The organism is Mesorhizobium sp. Root157 (genome assembly GCF_001427385.1).
Taxonomy (GTDB): Bacteria; Pseudomonadota; Alphaproteobacteria; order Rhizobiales; family Rhizobiaceae; genus Mesorhizobium.
Map to the genome: position 1 here is coordinate 419,623 of NZ_LMGJ01000012.1, position 15,980 is coordinate 435,602.

Genomic DNA, 15,980 nt, shown 5'->3' on the forward strand with positions numbered 1-15,980 from the left:
GCCGAAAAGGCAGCGTGGCAACGAGAAACACATCCATCCTTCGTCATCCTAGGGCGGAGCAGGCCGAAGGCCGTCGCGCAGACCCTGGGATCCATGCCGCGACCAAGCGGCAGCGCGCTCAGCGCCACGAACCCACGCAATCGACCAGGTGCTTGTTTCGCAGCGCGGCTCGATCGAAGTTCCTGAACGGCGTGTGGGCTACGAGCAGGGCGACCACGTCGCTTTGCGTCAGCGCGTCGTCCAACGGCTGCAGCCTGATATTGGCGTGGCCTGCCAGGGCAATGGGAAGTTCGGCGACGTGAGGCTCCACCACGGTGACATCGTAGCCCTTGTGCCCGAGCATCTCCACGATCTCGACGGCCGGGCTTTCGCGCAGGTCGTCGACATCTGCCTTGTAGGCCTCATCGTCTATCTGATACCCTACGAGGAGCCTGGAAATCTCTACTCTCAATGGTCTAGCGAGGCGTTGTACTACCTAGCCGATAAGACGAAATGCGTACCGGCATTCCTACGTCGGGAGGTGCAGGAGCCGGTGTCGTCCTACGCACACCATGGATGCGCGTTCGCAATATCAGCTAAGTGGGCAGTCCATGAACGGCAACGCCCGACACATGCGTGCCGGGCGTTGCGACCGATCATCCATGTTGCACCGTTAAGCCGATGCGGAAAATCTCTACTTCTTGCGCGGCAATAGCGACCAGACTGCCGGAACGAGGCTGGCTGCCAGCGCGACCTTGATCAGGTCGGAGAGAATGAACGGCATGACGCCGAACTGCCAGGCCTTTTCAGCGCCGATCATCGTTGCCAGCCAGGCAAAGCCCATCGACATCATCACCGCTTCGGCGACCAGCAAGGCGCCGAACAGTTTGAAAGGGCTGCGGTCGAAGCCACGGTCAGCGGCCCAGCCGGCGATTGCCGCCATAACCACGAAGCCGGCCAGATAGCCGCCGGTGGAGCCGAGCATATAGGCGATGCCGATGCCCTTTTCCGGAGTGCTCTGGAAGACGGGAAAGCCCATCGCGCCTTCCAGCATGTAGAGAAGCAGCGTGGCGACCGCGAGGCGCATGCCGAAAGCTGCGGCGATCAGGAAGATAGCCAGGGTTTGCAGCGACATGTCGACGGGGCCGAGCACGACTTTCGTCTTGGCCGACAGGGTCAGCAGAAGCGTTCCGGCAATGGCGAGGAACAACTGAGTGGCTAGCCGTGCGGCGCCCTTTTCGGGCAAAGCCAGTGAAACAAGCGGACGCATTGTTGTTGCAATTGCCATGATCTTCCTCAATCCGTTTGGCCAAGGCGCAAATGCGCTTCGGGTTTCCCCTATATTGGCTTCCGTGATATGCGGCAAACGATTTTGCCCGCTATTGGTTGAGTAAATGGGCTATGAGCCTCAAATTCGACACCAGTTTTCAACCGGCATACGGCGAAGCGGTGACCGTCGCGTCAGGCGTGCAGCGCATCACAGCGCCGAACCCTTCGCCTTTCACCTTCCATGGCACCAACAGCTACCTGATCGGCAGCGATTCGCTGGCGGTGATCGACCCAGGCCCGGACGATGCTTCTCATCTGCAGACACTGCTTGGAGCCATTGCTGGGCGACCGGTAAGCCATATCTTTGTCAGCCATACGCATCGGGACCATTCCCCGCTTGCATCGAGGTTGAAGGCCGAGACCGGAGCCATCGTTGTAGCCGAGGGGCCGCACCGCCCGGCGCGCCCGCTCAGGATCGGCGAAACCAATCCGCTCGATGCCAGTGCCGACACCGAATTCATGCCGGATATCGCCTTGGCGCATGGCGCCGTGGTCGATGGTGACGGCTGGTCGATCAGGGGTGTTTTTACACCCGGGCATACGGCCAATCATCTGGCGTTTGCACTGGAAGGCCGCCGTGTCCTGTTTTCCGCCGATCACGTCATGGCTTGGTCGACCAGCATTGTCGCCCCGCCGGATGGGGCGATGGCTGACTACATGGCATCTCTCGATGTGCTGCTCGAACGCGACGACCGGCTGTTTTTGCCCGGTCACGGTGGGCCGGTCGGTGCGCCGCATGCCTTCATGCGTGGCTTGAAGGCGCACCGCAAGATGCGCGAGCGCGCTATACTGGAGCGCATCAGAAAAGGCGATCGCACCATCAAGGCCATGGTTGCGGCGATATACCGGGATACCGATCCGCGTCTGCACGGAGCAGCAGGATTGTCGGTGCTGGCCCATCTTGAGGATTTGGTGACGCGCGGCACGGTTTCGACCGATGGAAATCCTTCGATCGACGGCATCTATCTGCCGGCTTGAACCTACTCTGCAGTCGATGAGGTGCCGATCTGGCCAACCACCTCCTGGTCCAGTTCTGCCAGGAATTTGACGATACGGGCGGCATTGTCGCCAAGGTCTTGGCGGCCGTAGCGGGAGGCTGAGCGCATGTCGACATAGCTCGTCTCGCCTTCACTGGTGACACGGATTGCCACATCGACAGGCAGTTCTAGAACGAAGCTTTTGGCAATCGCTTTGACGACCGCGTCGCTGTCATTGACGTCCGATGACGGCAGTGGTCCCTGAGCTTGCCATCCCTGCCGGGCGAATACCGTTTCGACCGCATCGACTGTTTCCTTGAACGGCAGATCGTAGCGCCGGCCAGTTACCAGCGGGTAGGCCTGCACTTGCAGGCGCCGTTCCCCCGGTGTCGGTGCGTGTGTTCCGTTTGCACTATCTTTCGCAACAGCAAGCGCTGGCGGATCTTCGAGATCGGTCGAAATGTCCTTGAGCGGCGGGTAGGTCGTCGTCCAATAGGCCGCGACTGCAAAAGGAACGAGTACGATCATGGCGAGCAATGCGCCGACGGTCAGGTCGCGGCCGCCCCGGGCGCCAAAATTCCAGAGTCTCGAAAAGGCAAGGCCCGCCAACAGAAGGGCAAGTGCCGCGAGCAGCGCCACAAGGGCCAGCACCCAAAGGAACGCAAGCGTTTCCACCAGTCCGAAATGATGGCCGACCCACACAGTCAGCAAAAGCACCGGGGAGAAAGCTCCGGTCCGGCGTGACCAACTGGCCGCCTTTGATGATTGCCTGTCAGGATATTCGCTCATTGACTGCCAAAGACCGTTTCGCATTTCCCGGCCGGATGCTTAACGCATGATCCGGCAAAGTTGAATGACCCGGCAGCGCGAAGATGGCGGATATGTTGGTCGTTCGTCAGACGGTAGGCAATCGATAACCCCTGAATTGCTCGCGAAGGGCGGTCTTCTGGATTTTTCCAGTCGCGGTGTGTGGAATTTCGGTCACGAAAGCAATGTCGTCAGGCATCCACCATTTTGCGACCTTGCCGTCCATGAAGCCGAGTATTTCACTCTTGCTTGGCTCTTTGCCTGCTTTTGGAACCACGACAAGCAACGGCCGCTCGTCCCATTTCGGGTGGCTGACGCCGATTACCGCAGCTTCGGCGACATCGGGATGGCCCACCGCCAGGTTCTCCAGGTCTATGGTCGATATCCACTCGCCACCCGACTTGATGACGTCCTTGGCCCGGTCGGTGATCTGCATGTAGCCATTAGGGTCGATGAACGCGACGTCGCCTGTGTCGAACCAGCCTTCTTCACCGAACTGTTCGGTGCCCGCGTCACCATAGTAAGCGCGCGCCACGGCTGGGCCGCGCACCTTCAGCCGCCCGAAGGTTTTGCCGTCCCAGGGATGCGCGTTGTCGTCGTCGTCCGTCACTTTCATCTCGACGCCGAATGGCGCGAATCCTTGCGTTTTCTGAACGGCCAGGCGCTCCTCGCCCCTCAGGTCGTCGGTTTCGGGCTTCATGGTGCAAAGTGTGCCGAGCGGCGACATCTCCGTCATGCCCCACGCATGCACGACCTCGACATCATAGTTGTCCTGGAATTTCTGGGTGATCATGCTCGGGCAGGCGGAACCGCCGATCACCACCTTGTTGAGGAACGGAAGCTTTTTGCCGGCTTCCTCAAGATATTGCAGCAGCATCAGCCAGACCGTCGGAACGGCGGCGCTGAACGTCACCTTCTCGGTATCGAGCAGTTCGTAGATCGAGGCGCCATCCATCCTGGCGCCAGGCATGACCAGTTTGGCGCCTATCATCGGCGCGCTTTGTCCGAGCCCCCAGGCGTTGGCGTGGAACATGGGAACGACTGGCAAAATGACATCGCGTGAAGAAATGCCCATGGCATCCGGCATTGCCGCGATCATCGCATGAAGCACGTTCGAGCGATGGCTGTAGAGGACCCCTTTCGGATCGCCGGTTGTGCCTGACGTATAGCACATGCCGGCAGCCGTCTGCTCATCGAACTGCCTCCAGCGGAAGTCACCATCGGCTTCGGCCAGCCAGTCCTCGTAACAGACCGTGTTGGCAAGCCCTGTCGCGGGCATGTGCTCCCGGTCTGTGAGAATGATGATCCTGGTCAATGATTTGACCTGGCCTGCGATCTTTTCGAGCAGCGGCACAAAGGTCAGGTCGACAAAGATCGCCCTGTCCTGAGCGTGGTTCATGATCCACGCCAGTTGCTCGGGAAACAGGCGAGGGTTCAGCGTATGATAGATGGCGCCGATACCCATGATGCCGTACCAGGCCTCAAGATGCCGAGCGCTGTTCCAGGCAAGTGTCGCGATCCTGTCGCCCAATAGAAATCCGTCTCGTTCAAGGCGTTGCGCCACTTTTAACGCGCGTGTGCGGGCATCTGTGTAGGTCGTCCGGACGATTGGACCTTCGATCGAGCGTGTGACGATTTCGCGCTTGCCGTGTTGGGTAGCGGCGGCATCCAGAATCTTATGGCAGAGCAGCGGCCATTCCTGCATCAATCCAAGCATCATGTTCCTCCCTGGATATATTGTGGAACGAACCGCAAAATTGTCGAGTCGCCAAGCCAGGATGCCGTCGTCTAAGCCGAATTGACGAGATCGGGCGCCATAATGCGGCCATTGTCGACGTAAATCTTTTGTGAGGCGGGGCTGGCCAGCGAAATGCACGAGGTTTGCATGGATGCGCAGCTTGACGATAAGGCGCTGGAGACCAGCTTGGCGGAAAGCCTTGGCGATCTCGTGCCCGAAGCACGAACCGTTTCCGAAGACGAGTTCGTAGAGATTGTCGGCCAGGCCCTGGAAGCGGTCGGCGGCGAGATGCTGTTCAAGATGTGCCTCGAGACGGACGGCCGACGCGAATACGTGGCTGCGGCAGCAGTCGGCAGCGATGACAAGCGTCAGTTCCTGCTCCTTACCTTGCCTGTCGATGGCGGTGCGCTGAAGGTCGAGACGGCGTCGAAAAGCACCAACCCTGTCGCTGGCCTTGCCCCCGCCTATGCAGGGCTCATGGATGTCTTCCAGGCTGCCGCCTGACAAGTTTTGCGATACGAACTTGCGGCAGTTTCATGCCGAAGGTGGGTTCGAGTCCATCCTGTGGGCGAGACCGGGATTCGCCGGTATGGAGGCGGCGATCAAAAGGGCGCAGAAGATGAAGAAGGCGTCCATGATGTCGTGCTTGAACATGATCTGGGTCATGCCGCAGCCTACGTAGGCTGTGAACAAGATCAGCGCGAGGAACAGCCGGGTACGATAGCTTGGATCGCGCGGCGCCCGCCAGGCGATGAAGACCGGAACGCACAACACTGCCGCCAACGCTGCCAGCGTGATGATCCCGCCATCGAGAGCGAAAGAAAGAAAGCCGTTGTGAGCGTGGGTAAAGCCGCGGATGGGAAGCCCATCCTTTGACAGTTCCGGAATCAGCGACGTCATCCTGTTCTGGATGCCATGGCCCCAGACTGGTGAATCGAAAAAGGCGTCCCAGCCCGCGCGCCAGAGCCTGAGCCGCTCGCCAATACCTCTGGTGGTTTGCACCCCCGTCAAGAGGCGATGGAGTTCACGTAGAGTTTCGTTCCAGCGCCCGTCAAGCAGACGTTGGACGTTGTAAAGGGCGATTGCCGCGACCGCGACCACCAGGCCGCTCAGGGGACGCATCACGACGAAACGCCAACGGGCCGGGGCAAATATCACCAACAGGGCCAGGATGGGGAAAATCATCAGGCCGACACCTCGCGTAAGCGAGATGCTGAGAGCAACGATACCCCCGACAACCGCCGAGATCGCCAACACCTCGCGTGTCTTGGACGGTGAAGCAATGTTCAGGCCTCCGATGCCCATAAGGCACAGCGACATCATGGAGAATACCGCGGCATTTCCCGCTCCGCCCTCGGCCCTGATGCCGGAAATGCTCGACTGGACGAAAGCCAGCAGCGCTGCCGCCGTTACGCCAATTGCGGCACCGATAATATAAGGCTGAAGAAGATCGATACCCCGACTGGCCCGCAGTCTTGGAATGACGACCCAAGGCGAAAGGAATGCCAGCAGCCAGACGATTGAATGCGGGATTTCGGATCGGTTCGGCCCAATGAGCGCGGTAAGCACGATCAATGCGGCAAAAGCGGTGAAGGTCCAGGCCAAAGCGCGATCGGAACGGGTCATCTGGAACTCGAACCGCTTCAATGCGAGGGACATCAGCCCCCACACGAAGAATGAATACAGCATGAAGGAAATCACACTTCCGCCCACTGCCGGGAGGGCTCCCATTAAAAAAGCGGCAATGACGTTGTTGCGGTCAATGCCGTTCCGCGGCAGCGTCATGCCAAGTATCTTCGGCCCAAATATCTTCGGCCCGCAATCAGGTACTGTATCCATGTTCGGACCTTGCGTTGATTCGACAACTTCCCCGACCCTCGTGTCACAGTGTGGTCTGTTTAAAGTATGTCGCCCGAAAAATCGGTTTCTGGATCACGACAGGCGCAACCAAGGCCTCCAAGTACGTTGCATAAGAGTGCTGGGCCTTAGGCAGCAAACCGGTTAGAGGCGAGTAGGGGCTGTGCCGCTTTGACGTTCTTCAAGGTTTTTGCCCGAATTGCCGCATATGTAGAAAAATCGTTTCCGTGGGTCGGTGGAATGAGCGGGGCTGACGTTGGCTGTCAGACGAGAGGCGGCTAGAAGACAGTTGCGGAACGCCGTTCACTCGCGGGCTGGCTGATCCCATTGGTCGGCAGGAGTGGACCTGGATCTGCGGAAAGGGACTAGTCTTACCATGACCATGGCACTTACCCACCTGCAGCGGCTGGAGGCAGAGGCCATTCATATTTTCCGCGAGGTCGCGGCGAGTTTTTCCAAGCCGGTGATGCTCTATTCAGTCGGCAAGGACTCTTCGGTCCTCATGCACCTGGCCATCAAGGCATTCTACCCCGCCAAACCGCCGTTTCCTTTCCTGCATGTCGACACGACGTGGAAGTTCCGGGAAATGATCGCGTTTCGCGACGCGATGGCGAAGGAACTCGGTTTTGATCTCATCGTGCACATCAACGAAGACGGTGTACGCGAAGGTATCAATCCGTTCGACCACGGCTCCAATACCCATACCCACGTCATGAAGACGGTTGCGTTGAGGCAGGCGCTCGACGAATATGGCTTCGACGCGGCTTTCGGCGGAGCGCGTCGTGACGAGGAGAAGTCGCGCGCCAAAGAGCGCATTTTTTCCTTCCGCAACGCCCAACATGCATGGGACCCGAAAAACCAGCGGCCGGAGATGTGGAACATCTTCAATACCCGTATTTCCGCTGGCGAATCGATCCGTGTCTTCCCGCTGTCGAACTGGACCGAACTCGATATCTGGCAGTACATTTTGCAAGAGGGCATTCCGATAGTGCCGCTTTACCTCGCCAGGAAGCGGCCTGTGGTGGAACGCGACGGTATGTTGATCCTCAAGGACGATGACCGCATGAAATTGCGCCCCGGTGAACAAGTCCAGGAGAAGATGGTGCGGTTTCGCACATTGGGCTGTTACCCGTTGACCGGTGCGATCGAGTCCGATGCCGACACGCTGGAAGCAATCGTCGGCGAAATGCTGACGGCCCGCACGTCCGAGCGGCAGGGACGTCTCATCGACCGCGACGAATCCGGATCGATGGAAAAGAAGAAGCGCGAGGGGTATTTCTGAACCATGCGCCATGTCACGGCCGATAATCTGGCAGCATCCGACGATATTCGCGGCTACCTGGCATCGCAGGAAAAGAAGTCGCTGTTGCGTTTCCTGACCTGCGGGTCCGTGGACGACGGCAAGTCGACACTGATCGGCAGATTGCTCTCCGACACCAGGCAGATCTTCGAAGATCAACTCGCAGCACTTGAGCGCGATTCGCGCAAACACGGCACAACCGGCGACGATGTCGATTTCGCACTGCTCGTAGATGGCCTCGAGGCTGAACGCGAGCAGGGCATCACCATCGATGTTGCCTACCGCTTCTTTGCCACGCCGAAGCGCAAGTTCATCGTCGCCGACACGCCGGGCCATGAGCAGTACACACGCAACATGGCAACAGGTGCCTCGACCGCCGACCTCGCTATCGTTCTGGTCGATGCGCGCCAGGGCGTATTGCGCCAGACCAGGCGTCACTCGGTTATCGCCTCGCTGCTCGGCATCAGACACATCGTGCTGGCCGTTAACAAGATCGATCTGGTCGATTTCGACAAGGCGGTTTTCGAACGGATCGTCTCGGACTATGAGCAATTCTCGAAAACGCTCGGCTTCCACTCTGTCGCGGCCATCCCGATGTCCGCCCGCTACGGCGACAATGTCAGCAAGCGCTCGGAAAACATGAGTTGGTATGATGGGCCGACGCTGATCGAGCATTTGGAAACCGTCGGGGTCGACGATCTAACCACCGAACTTCCGTTCCGCTTTCCGGTCCAGTATGTGAACCGGCCCAATCTGGATTTTCGTGGTTTTGCCGGCACCATAGCCTCGGGAGCGGTTGCCAAGGGCGACGAGGTTGTGGTCGCCAAGTCCGGCACGTCGGCGAAGGTCAAGCGCATTGTCGCGCATGGCGGCGACCTGGAGCGGGCGGTTGCCGGGCAGGCTGTGACGCTGGTGCTTGACGAGGAAGTGGAGGTCTCCCGTGGCAACATGCTGGTGGCGCCCTCTGCGCGCCCGCAGGTAGCCGATCAGTTCGCCGCCAACATCGTCTGGTTCGACGAGCAGGCGCTGCTGCCTGGACGCTCCTATATCTTGCGTACGGAGACGGACCAAGCTAGCGCGACCGTCACAGACCTTAAATATCGCATCAATGTCAACAACTTCGCCGAGGAGGCCGCCAAATCCCTCGGATTGAACGAAGTGGGTGTCGTTAACGTTTCGACACGCTCGCCGATTGCCTTCGACCCCTTTGCCGAGAACCGCTCGACCGGCGCCTTCATCCTGATCGACCGCATCACCAACGCCACGGTCGGTGCCGGCATGATCCTGCATCCGCTGCGTCGCGCCGACAATATCCACTGGCAGTCCCTTGACGTCGACAAGCGTGCCCGCGCGGTGATGAAAGGCCAGCGCCCGGCGGTATTCTGGTTCACCGGCCTTTCCGGCTCAGGCAAGTCGACCATTGCCAATATGCTCGACAAGAAATTCCATGCCACCGGCCGCCACACCTATATTCTCGACGGCGACAATGTCCGTCACGGCTTGAATCGCGATCTCGGTTTCACCGATGCCGATCGGGTTGAAAACATCCGCCGTGTGGCCGAGGTTGCCAAACTGATGGCCGACGCCGGGCTGATCGTCATCGTTTCCTTCATCTCGCCGTTCAGGGCCGAGCGGCGGCTGGCGCGGGAATTGATGTTGGGAGAGTTTGTTGAGGTGTTTGTGGACACGCCCTTCGAGGAATGCGCCAGGCGCGATCCCAAGGGCCTGTATGCGCGTGCACTGAAAGGTGAAATCAAGAACTTCACCGGCGTAGACTCGCCTTACGAATCGCCCGAGAACCCGGAGCTACATCTTGAAACCCTCGGACGAACGCCTGAGGAAATGGTAGAGGTAGTGGAACGGTGGTTGATTGAGCGTGACATTGCCCAGGACCAGTACGATAGCGGCGGCGGAATCTGACGACAGCGAAATCCTCGCACTCTTCGAGCGCCTGGCGCTGGACGCGGGCCGCGAAGTCATGCGCGTTTACCATGCCGGATGCGAGGTCGACAGCAAGGCCGACAGTACGCCGGTAACCGACGCCGATCGCGCCAGCGAAAAGATCATCCTCGCGGGACTGCGCGCAGCCTTTCCCGATATTCCCTGTGTGGCGGAAGAAGAGGCCGCCGCGGGCATTTTGCCCGCACATCTCGGTCAGGCCTTTTTCCTCGTCGACCCGCTCGACGGGACCAAGGAATTCGTCAAACGCCGCACCGATTTCACCGTCAACATCGCGCTGATCCGTAACCGCGTCCCTGAAATCGGCGTGGTGTTCGCACCGTGCACGGGACGGTTCTTCTGCGGCAGGCCAGGCCAGGCCGAGGCCCTTTGGGTTGGCGAGGATTTCGCTGTCGTGGCGCGTCAGCCCATTGCCGCGCGCGCGCCTGCCGTGCCCTTGGCCGTTGTGGCAAGCCGGTCGCACAACACGCCTGAGACTGAGGCCTATATCCGAAGGCTGGGCGCGGCCGAGATCGTCTCGGTCGGATCGTCGCTGAAATTCTGCCTGGTGGCCGCCGCCGAGGCGGATGTTTATCCGCGTTTTGGCCGTACCATGGAATGGGACACAGCCGCCGGCGACGCGGTGCTGCGGGCGGCAGGCGGTACGACGCGCAAGCTGGATGGCTCACCATTGACCTATGGCAAGCGCAATCAGGAACACGACGAGGATTTCGCCAATCCCTATTTCATCGCGAGTGGAAAGGAATAGGTTTCCGACCGTCGGTGGCTATTCCGCTGCGGCCTGTTCGGAGTTGGAGCCGACATAATTGCGGATCGTCTCGATGATCCGGTCCTGGTCGGATTCGCTGAGATAGGGGTGCATCGGCAGGCACAGGATGCGCTCCGGCAATGTCTCGGAGACTGCCAACCCGGTCGGTGTTCTCGGATAGTCGCGATACGCGACCTGCGCATGCAGTGGCTTCACATAGTAGATGACCGACGGAATGGCTTTTTCCTGCAGGTGAGCCTTTAGCTCATCGCGCTTTGGCGTCTCGATGGCATATTGAGCCCACGCCGAGCGGCTTCCGGCAAGATTGCCCGATGCCTTGATAACGTCGCCAAGCCCCTCTGCGTAGCGTGCGGCCACTTTCTGGCGCGCGACCATTTCTTCTTCGAGGATGGCGAGCTTCTCGATCAGGATCGCCGCCTGCAGCGTGTCGAGGCGCGAATTGATGCCGACATGGACGTTATCGTACTGGGTCTCTCCCTTGCCATGGAAGGCGAAGGAACGCAGTTTCTCGGCAAGCGCGCCGTCATTGGTGAACATCGCACCGCCGTCACCGTAGCAGCCGAGCGGCTTTGCCGGATAGAAGCTGGTGCCTGCGACGTGGCCGAACGAACCGCACATGCGGCCTTCGCTGGAGCCGCCGATGGACTGGGCGGCGTCCTCGATGACCAGCAGGTCCTCGCGCTTGGCAATGGCCATGATCGCATCGTAGTCGGCGCAAAGCCCGAACAGATCGACGGGAATGATTGCCTTGGGCTTCAGTCTGCCCTCCGCCTTGATCATGGCGATCGCAGCCTCGAGGCTGGCAAGGTCGATATTGTAAGTGCTGGCGTCGACGTCGACGAATACGGGTTCGGCCTTGGCCAGCGCGACCACTTCGGCGGTCGCTGCAAAGGTGAAGCTCGGCACGAATACGGCATCTCCCGGGCCAATTCCGGCGGCATACAGCGGCAACAGCAGCGCATCGGTGCCGTTGGCGCAGGCAACGACATGCTTGGTGCCGACATAGGCGGCGAGCTTGTTCTCGAACTCGGCGACTTCCGGCCCGAGGATATAGCGCCCGTCATTGACGACGCGGTCGATTGCGGCCTTCAGCCTGTCACGGATGCGTTCGCGCTGGGCGCCTAGATCGATGAACTGCATGTCTGTTCCAACAAAATGAGCAAGAGTTTGGCGTGCTGGTATCAGAGTTGACGGAATCGTAAAAGCGGCAGACCCACTTCTTCGCTTGATCAGCCGCATTCGATGTTACTGGCATGCGGAGGAATTTGCCCAACGAATGCTGCAAATACAAGGATACCGCGCGCCTCGGGGCAAGCCGTCAGTAAAGTTCTGTAGCTCCGAAACATAAAGTGATCAAAGGCTTGAGGCTGCCGGTCAGGCGAGTTCATGCCTCCAGGGCGGATTGGCGCCCGCACGTGATACGGTGACGGCAGCCGCCTTCGCGCCGAGGCTCAGTGCCTTGTGGATTGCCTCGCCCGACAGGTTGGTGACCGCAGCCTTGGTCAACAGGCCCTGCTCATGCAGCGAGGCGAGCACGCCGCCATTGAAGGTGTCTCCCGCTCCGACCGTATCGACCACCTTCACCTTGCCGGGAACCACCGCGACCGATCCGTCTTTCGTGTAACCCACCGCGCCTTCGCCGCCATGCGTCACGACGACAAGTCTGGGGCCACGGGACAGCCATGTGCGGATCACCTCTTCGCGGGAGCCCGACTCGCCGAACCAGTCGAGGTCCTCGTCGGAAACTTTCACGATGTCGGCCATCGCCATCATGGCGCGAATGCGCTGAAGGTGTTTTTCCCGGTCCGGGATGAAGCCAGGCCGGATGTTGGGGTCGAGCATGGTCACGTGACTTTGGTGTTCACGACGCATGAATTCCTCGTAAGCACCGCCGGCCGGTTCCGAAATCAGGCTGATAGCTCCAAACAGCATTGCCTCTACCTCGCCGCCAAGCTTGGGCAGGTCTGCCACCCTCAGCATGCGTCCGGCTGTACCCTCGTCGTAGAACACATAGGTCGCATGGCCGTCATCGAGATGGACAAAGGCCAGTGTCGTCGGGCGAGGGGAGGTGTGAGCATAGCTGCAATCGACCTTGCTTTCGCCAAGTGCTTTCTTCAACTGGATGCCGAACAGGTCCGACGACAGGCCGGAAAAGAACCCGACTGGCGCGCCGAGCCGGCCAAGCGCGATCGCCGTGTTGAACACTGCACCGCCGGCATAGGGTGCAAAGGCGGCTTCGCCAGCCGTCGTCTTGCGCGGCAGCATGTCGATCAGGGCTTCGCCGCAGCACAGGATCATTCCTTGCCGGTCCCTTGCGGATAAATGACGCCCTTGCGAATGATGATGTTGGCGTAAAGGCGCGGCTCGCTTGTTGCCACCATCGCATGGGCGCTGCGGGCACGGGCATAGAAGTCGGCGCCCTGCATGGCCACCAGCTTGCGGCCCGGCGCCCGTTTGGCGCAGACGACCTCCATTTCGCGATGAACCTGATCGATCAACTGTGGATCGCCTTTCACCGATGAGCGGAATAAGGCTTCCGGCACGAAATCGTCGACGGGCAGGACGGTGAGGATCGCATCCAGAACCGGGATCAGGTCGAGGCCGTCGGCGCGGACCAGGCGGTTGGCATCCTGTTCGGCTGGGTAGTTTCCATCCACGATGGCGATTTCGTCGCCGTGGCCCATGGCGCGCAGCACCGCCAGCAGTTCTGGTCCAAGCAGGGCCGGTATTCCGATCAGCATTGTCACGTCCCCCCGGCGATCATGGTCGGCCGGATCAGAAACCGCTCCGACAGTGGCAGGCTGGCAGCGCCGAGCGCCCGGGCATGCACGCCGACTGTTCCCTCATGAATCTTCGGGACTGTCAGGCCCTCAGCATCAATGTCGCCGATCGCCTTGCGAACGGCATCCACCAGTTTCAGCCGGACGGAAGTTGGCATCCAGCCGTCGATGACGGCCGCCTCGAAGTCGATGACCGAGACGGTCGAGACGATAGCATGAGCCAGAGCGTCGGCCGCGCGAACAATCCACTCGTCAAGCGTCGGGCCGAGTTCGCCCCAGTCTTCCGGCGACGTCCACAGGTGCGGCGCCTCGATGCCGCGCTTATTGAGTTCTTTTTCGAGCACCGCGACTGAGGCGATATCGATAAGCTGGGCCTGTTTCCCGCCGGGCCCGGATACCAGCATGGACCCCAGCGCGCCGGCATTGCCGGTAGGGCCGCTGTAGAGGCGGCCATCCAGCACGATGCCGCCGCCAGCAAAAGCTCCGATGTAGAAATAGACGAAGTCGCGAAGTCCGCTAGACTGGCCGAAAACGAGTTCGGCGCCGCAAGCAGAGGTGGCGTCGTTCTGCAGGTAGACGGGAAAGTCGCACAGAGCTTGTACGTCGCCCCGCACGTCGCGATGGCGCCATTCGTCCATGATCTCACGCGGCGCACCGGCCGTGTCGACCCAGTTCCACAATTCGAACGGCATGGCGATACCGAGGCCGGCGATGCGCTTTTCCTGCCCGGCATTCAGGCAGCCCCGCAGCTTTTCCATACCCGAGGCCACGAATTCCACCGTTTCGCGCGGCGTCGGGTAGCGATAGGAAAGTTGCTCGGCCGCCCGCACCTTGCCCAAGAAATCGATCAGCACGAGTTCTGCGCTGCGGCGTCCGATCTTGAGGCCGATGAAATAGGCGCCGTCCGGATTGAGCGCCATGGGAATGGATGGCTGGCCGATCTTGCCGCGTTGAGGGGCTTGCCTCAGAAGCAGGCCATCATCCTCGAGTTCGCGCATGATGACCGACACGGTCTGCGCCGACAGCCCGGTCATGCGGGCAATATCGGACTTCGCAAGGCTGCCATGCTGACGCACAAGCGACAGCACAAGCCGCTCGTTGTGGTCGCGCATGCCGCTCTGATTTGTGCCGCGATGAAAACGGCTTTCGGCCGGTTCAGGCGGACCGTGCTTTGTAGTGCCGGTTTCCACCGAGCTCCTCCGCCAATCCCTCGCGTCCTTTTGCCAGAATGTGTGATGGACGCAACAGAGTCAATAATAAATAAGAGTGATTTAATTATTGACTCTTGTAAAGTGGTGGTGTTTGTTTTGGGCGAGAGCGCGGCTGGGTTGCAGCGCAGGCGCTCGCGTCACGGCACCGGTATGGACCGGAACCGCATTGTTTTTGGGAGGTTTCTTATGAGAATGTCTGGCTTCAAGACTGCGTTGTTTTGCGCGTCCGCGTTCGGGCTCGTTGCCTTGGCGGCACCTGCCTCGGCAGCCGACGTGAGTGCTTGCCTGATCACCAAGACCGACACCAACCCCTTTTTCGTGAAGATGAAGGAAGGCGCAACGGCCAAGGCGCAGGAACTGGGGGTCGATTTGAAGGCTTATGCCGGCAAGATCGACGGCGATAGCGAAAGCCAGGTCGCCGCGATCGAAAGCTGCATCGCCGATGGCGCCAAGGGCATTCTTCTGACCGCTTCCGATACGGCGGGCATTGTTCCGGCAGTGAAGAAGGCGCGCGACGCCGGCATTCTGGTCATCGCGCTTGATACGCCGCTGGAGCCCGCCGACGCTGCCGATGCGACCTTTGCGACGGATAACCTTCTGGCCGGCGAATTGATCGGAAAATGGGCCGCTGCCACTTTGGGCGACGCCGCCAAGGATGCAAAGATCGCGTTCCTCGACCTGACACCTTCACAGCCGACCGTCGACGTGTTGCGCGACCAGGGCTTCATGAAGGGCTTCGGCATCGACACCAAGGACATCAACAAGATCGGCGACGAGGACGACCCGCGCATCGTCGGCCACGACGTGACCAACGGCAACGAGGAAGGCGGCCGCAAGGCGATGGAGAACCTTCTCCAGAAGGATCCATCCATCAATGTCGTCCACACGATCAACGAGCCAGCCGCTGCCGGCGCTTATGAAGCACTCAAGGCCGTCGGCATGGAAAAGAATGTGCTGATCGTCTCCGTCGATGGCGGTTGCCCGGGCGTGAAGAACGTCGAGGCCGGCATTATCGGTGCGACCTCGCAGCAATATCCGCTGCTGATGGCATCGCTTGGCATCGAGGCAATCAAGAAGTTCGCTGACACGGGCGAGAAGCCGAAGAACACCGAGGGCAAGTCGTTCTTCGATACCGGCGTGGCGCTGGTTACGGCGAAGCCGGCTGCGGGAGTCGATTCTATCGACGTCAAGAAGGGCACGGAGCTTTGCTGGGGTTGATATGACCCTTGCTTAGGCACAGTATCGACAAGAGAGAGCGGCCGCCGCCGCTCTCT

15 protein-coding genes are annotated in these 15,980 nt (G+C 60.1%); 6 read left to right on the forward strand and 9 right to left on the reverse strand.

Translation table 11 applies throughout. The annotated features are described in order from the left end of the window. Nucleotides 1–118 precede the first annotated feature (118 nt). On the reverse strand, nt 119–451 hold the full coding sequence (locus ASD64_RS10015; protein ID WP_056104405.1) for a UDP binding domain-containing protein: 333 nt from the start codon (nt 449–451) through the stop codon (nt 119–121). 222 nt (nt 452–673) lie between these two features. Continuing rightward, complete coding sequence (locus ASD64_RS10020; protein WP_056104407.1) at nt 674–1,267, reverse strand: biotin transporter BioY; 594 nt, start codon at nt 1,265–1,267, stop codon at nt 674–676. Between the two features lie 113 nt (nt 1,268–1,380). Between ASD64_RS10020 and ASD64_RS10025 the strand changes: the two genes are divergently transcribed. After that, complete coding sequence (locus ASD64_RS10025) at nt 1,381–2,286, forward strand: MBL fold metallo-hydrolase (RefSeq protein WP_056104409.1); 906 nt, start codon at nt 1,381–1,383, stop codon at nt 2,284–2,286. A 2-nt stretch (nt 2,287–2,288) separates the two neighbouring features. Here the strand turns inward: ASD64_RS10025 and ASD64_RS10030 are convergent, their stop codons facing one another. Together ASD64_RS10030 and ASD64_RS10035 are read right to left on the reverse strand one after the other, a co-directional pair. Then, nucleotides 2,289–3,074: a DUF1499 domain-containing protein gene (locus ASD64_RS10030; protein ID WP_056104412.1), complete on the reverse strand. Its 786-nt coding sequence runs from the start codon at nt 3,072–3,074 to the stop codon at nt 2,289–2,291. A gap of 106 nt (nt 3,075–3,180) precedes the next feature. After that, nucleotides 3,181–4,809 (reverse strand): fatty-acid--CoA ligase, encoded by a 1,629-nt coding sequence (locus ASD64_RS10035; RefSeq protein ID WP_056105032.1) that lies wholly within the window; start codon nt 4,807–4,809, stop codon nt 3,181–3,183. Nucleotides 4,810–4,977: 168 nt separating this feature from the next. On the opposite strand from ASD64_RS10035, the gene ASD64_RS10040 reads away from it, so the two are divergent. Beyond that, a complete protein-coding gene (locus ASD64_RS10040; RefSeq protein WP_056104414.1) occupies nt 4,978–5,334 on the forward strand; it encodes a hypothetical protein in 357 nt (118 codons plus the stop codon). A gap of 30 nt (nt 5,335–5,364) precedes the next feature. Here ASD64_RS10040 and ASD64_RS10045 read toward each other — a convergent pair whose 3' ends face one another. Then, a complete protein-coding gene (locus ASD64_RS10045; RefSeq protein ID WP_056104417.1) occupies nt 5,365–6,615 on the reverse strand; it encodes an O-antigen ligase family protein in 1,251 nt (416 codons plus the stop codon). Nucleotides 6,616–7,063: 448 nt separating this feature from the next. On the opposite strand from ASD64_RS10045, the gene cysD reads away from it, so the two are divergent. Genes cysD through cysQ form a run of 3 tightly spaced genes read left to right on the forward strand, consistent with a single transcriptional unit; the run spans nt 7,064 to nt 10,694 of the window. Further along, nucleotides 7,064–7,969, forward strand: coding sequence for a sulfate adenylyltransferase subunit CysD (gene cysD, locus ASD64_RS10050; protein WP_056104420.1), 906 nt, complete (start codon nt 7,064–7,066; stop codon nt 7,967–7,969). Nucleotides 7,970–7,972: 3 nt separating this feature from the next. Continuing rightward, a complete protein-coding gene (gene cysN / locus ASD64_RS10055) occupies nt 7,973–9,907 on the forward strand; it encodes a sulfate adenylyltransferase subunit CysN (protein ID WP_056104422.1) in 1,935 nt (644 codons plus the stop codon). Nucleotides 9,908–9,917: 10 nt separating this feature from the next. After that, nucleotides 9,918–10,694: a 3'(2'),5'-bisphosphate nucleotidase CysQ gene (gene cysQ, locus ASD64_RS10060; protein ID WP_056105034.1), complete on the forward strand. Its 777-nt coding sequence runs from the start codon at nt 9,918–9,920 to the stop codon at nt 10,692–10,694. 18 nt (nt 10,695–10,712) lie between these two features. On the opposite strand, the gene ASD64_RS10065 is transcribed toward cysQ, so the two are convergent. The 4 genes from ASD64_RS10065 to ASD64_RS10080 all read right to left on the reverse strand — a co-directional run bounded on the left by ASD64_RS10065 (nt 10,713) and on the right by ASD64_RS10080 (nt 14,685). Then, nucleotides 10,713–11,855, reverse strand: a complete 1,143-nt coding sequence (locus ASD64_RS10065) for a DegT/DnrJ/EryC1/StrS family aminotransferase (RefSeq protein ID WP_056104425.1) — start codon at nt 11,853–11,855, stop codon at nt 10,713–10,715. 234 nt (nt 11,856–12,089) lie between these two features. Then, a complete protein-coding gene (locus ASD64_RS10070; protein ID WP_056104428.1) occupies nt 12,090–13,013 on the reverse strand; it encodes a carbohydrate kinase family protein in 924 nt (307 codons plus the stop codon). After that, nucleotides 13,010–13,456 carry an RbsD/FucU family protein gene (locus tag ASD64_RS10075; protein WP_056104432.1) on the reverse strand — a complete coding sequence of 149 codons (447 nt, stop codon included), beginning with the start codon at nt 13,454–13,456 and terminating at the stop codon, nt 13,010–13,012. The genes ASD64_RS10070 and ASD64_RS10075 overlap by 4 nt, the downstream gene beginning before the upstream one ends. Nucleotides 13,457–13,458: 2 nt before the next feature. Beyond that, nucleotides 13,459–14,685, reverse strand: coding sequence for an ROK family transcriptional regulator (locus ASD64_RS10080; protein WP_056104435.1), 1,227 nt, complete (start codon nt 14,683–14,685; stop codon nt 13,459–13,461). 213 nt (nt 14,686–14,898) lie between these two features. On the opposite strand from ASD64_RS10080, the gene ASD64_RS10085 reads away from it, so the two are divergent. Continuing rightward, complete coding sequence (locus ASD64_RS10085) at nt 14,899–15,924, forward strand: sugar ABC transporter substrate-binding protein (RefSeq protein WP_056104438.1); 1,026 nt, start codon at nt 14,899–14,901, stop codon at nt 15,922–15,924. Nucleotides 15,925–15,980: the final 56 nt, after the last annotated feature.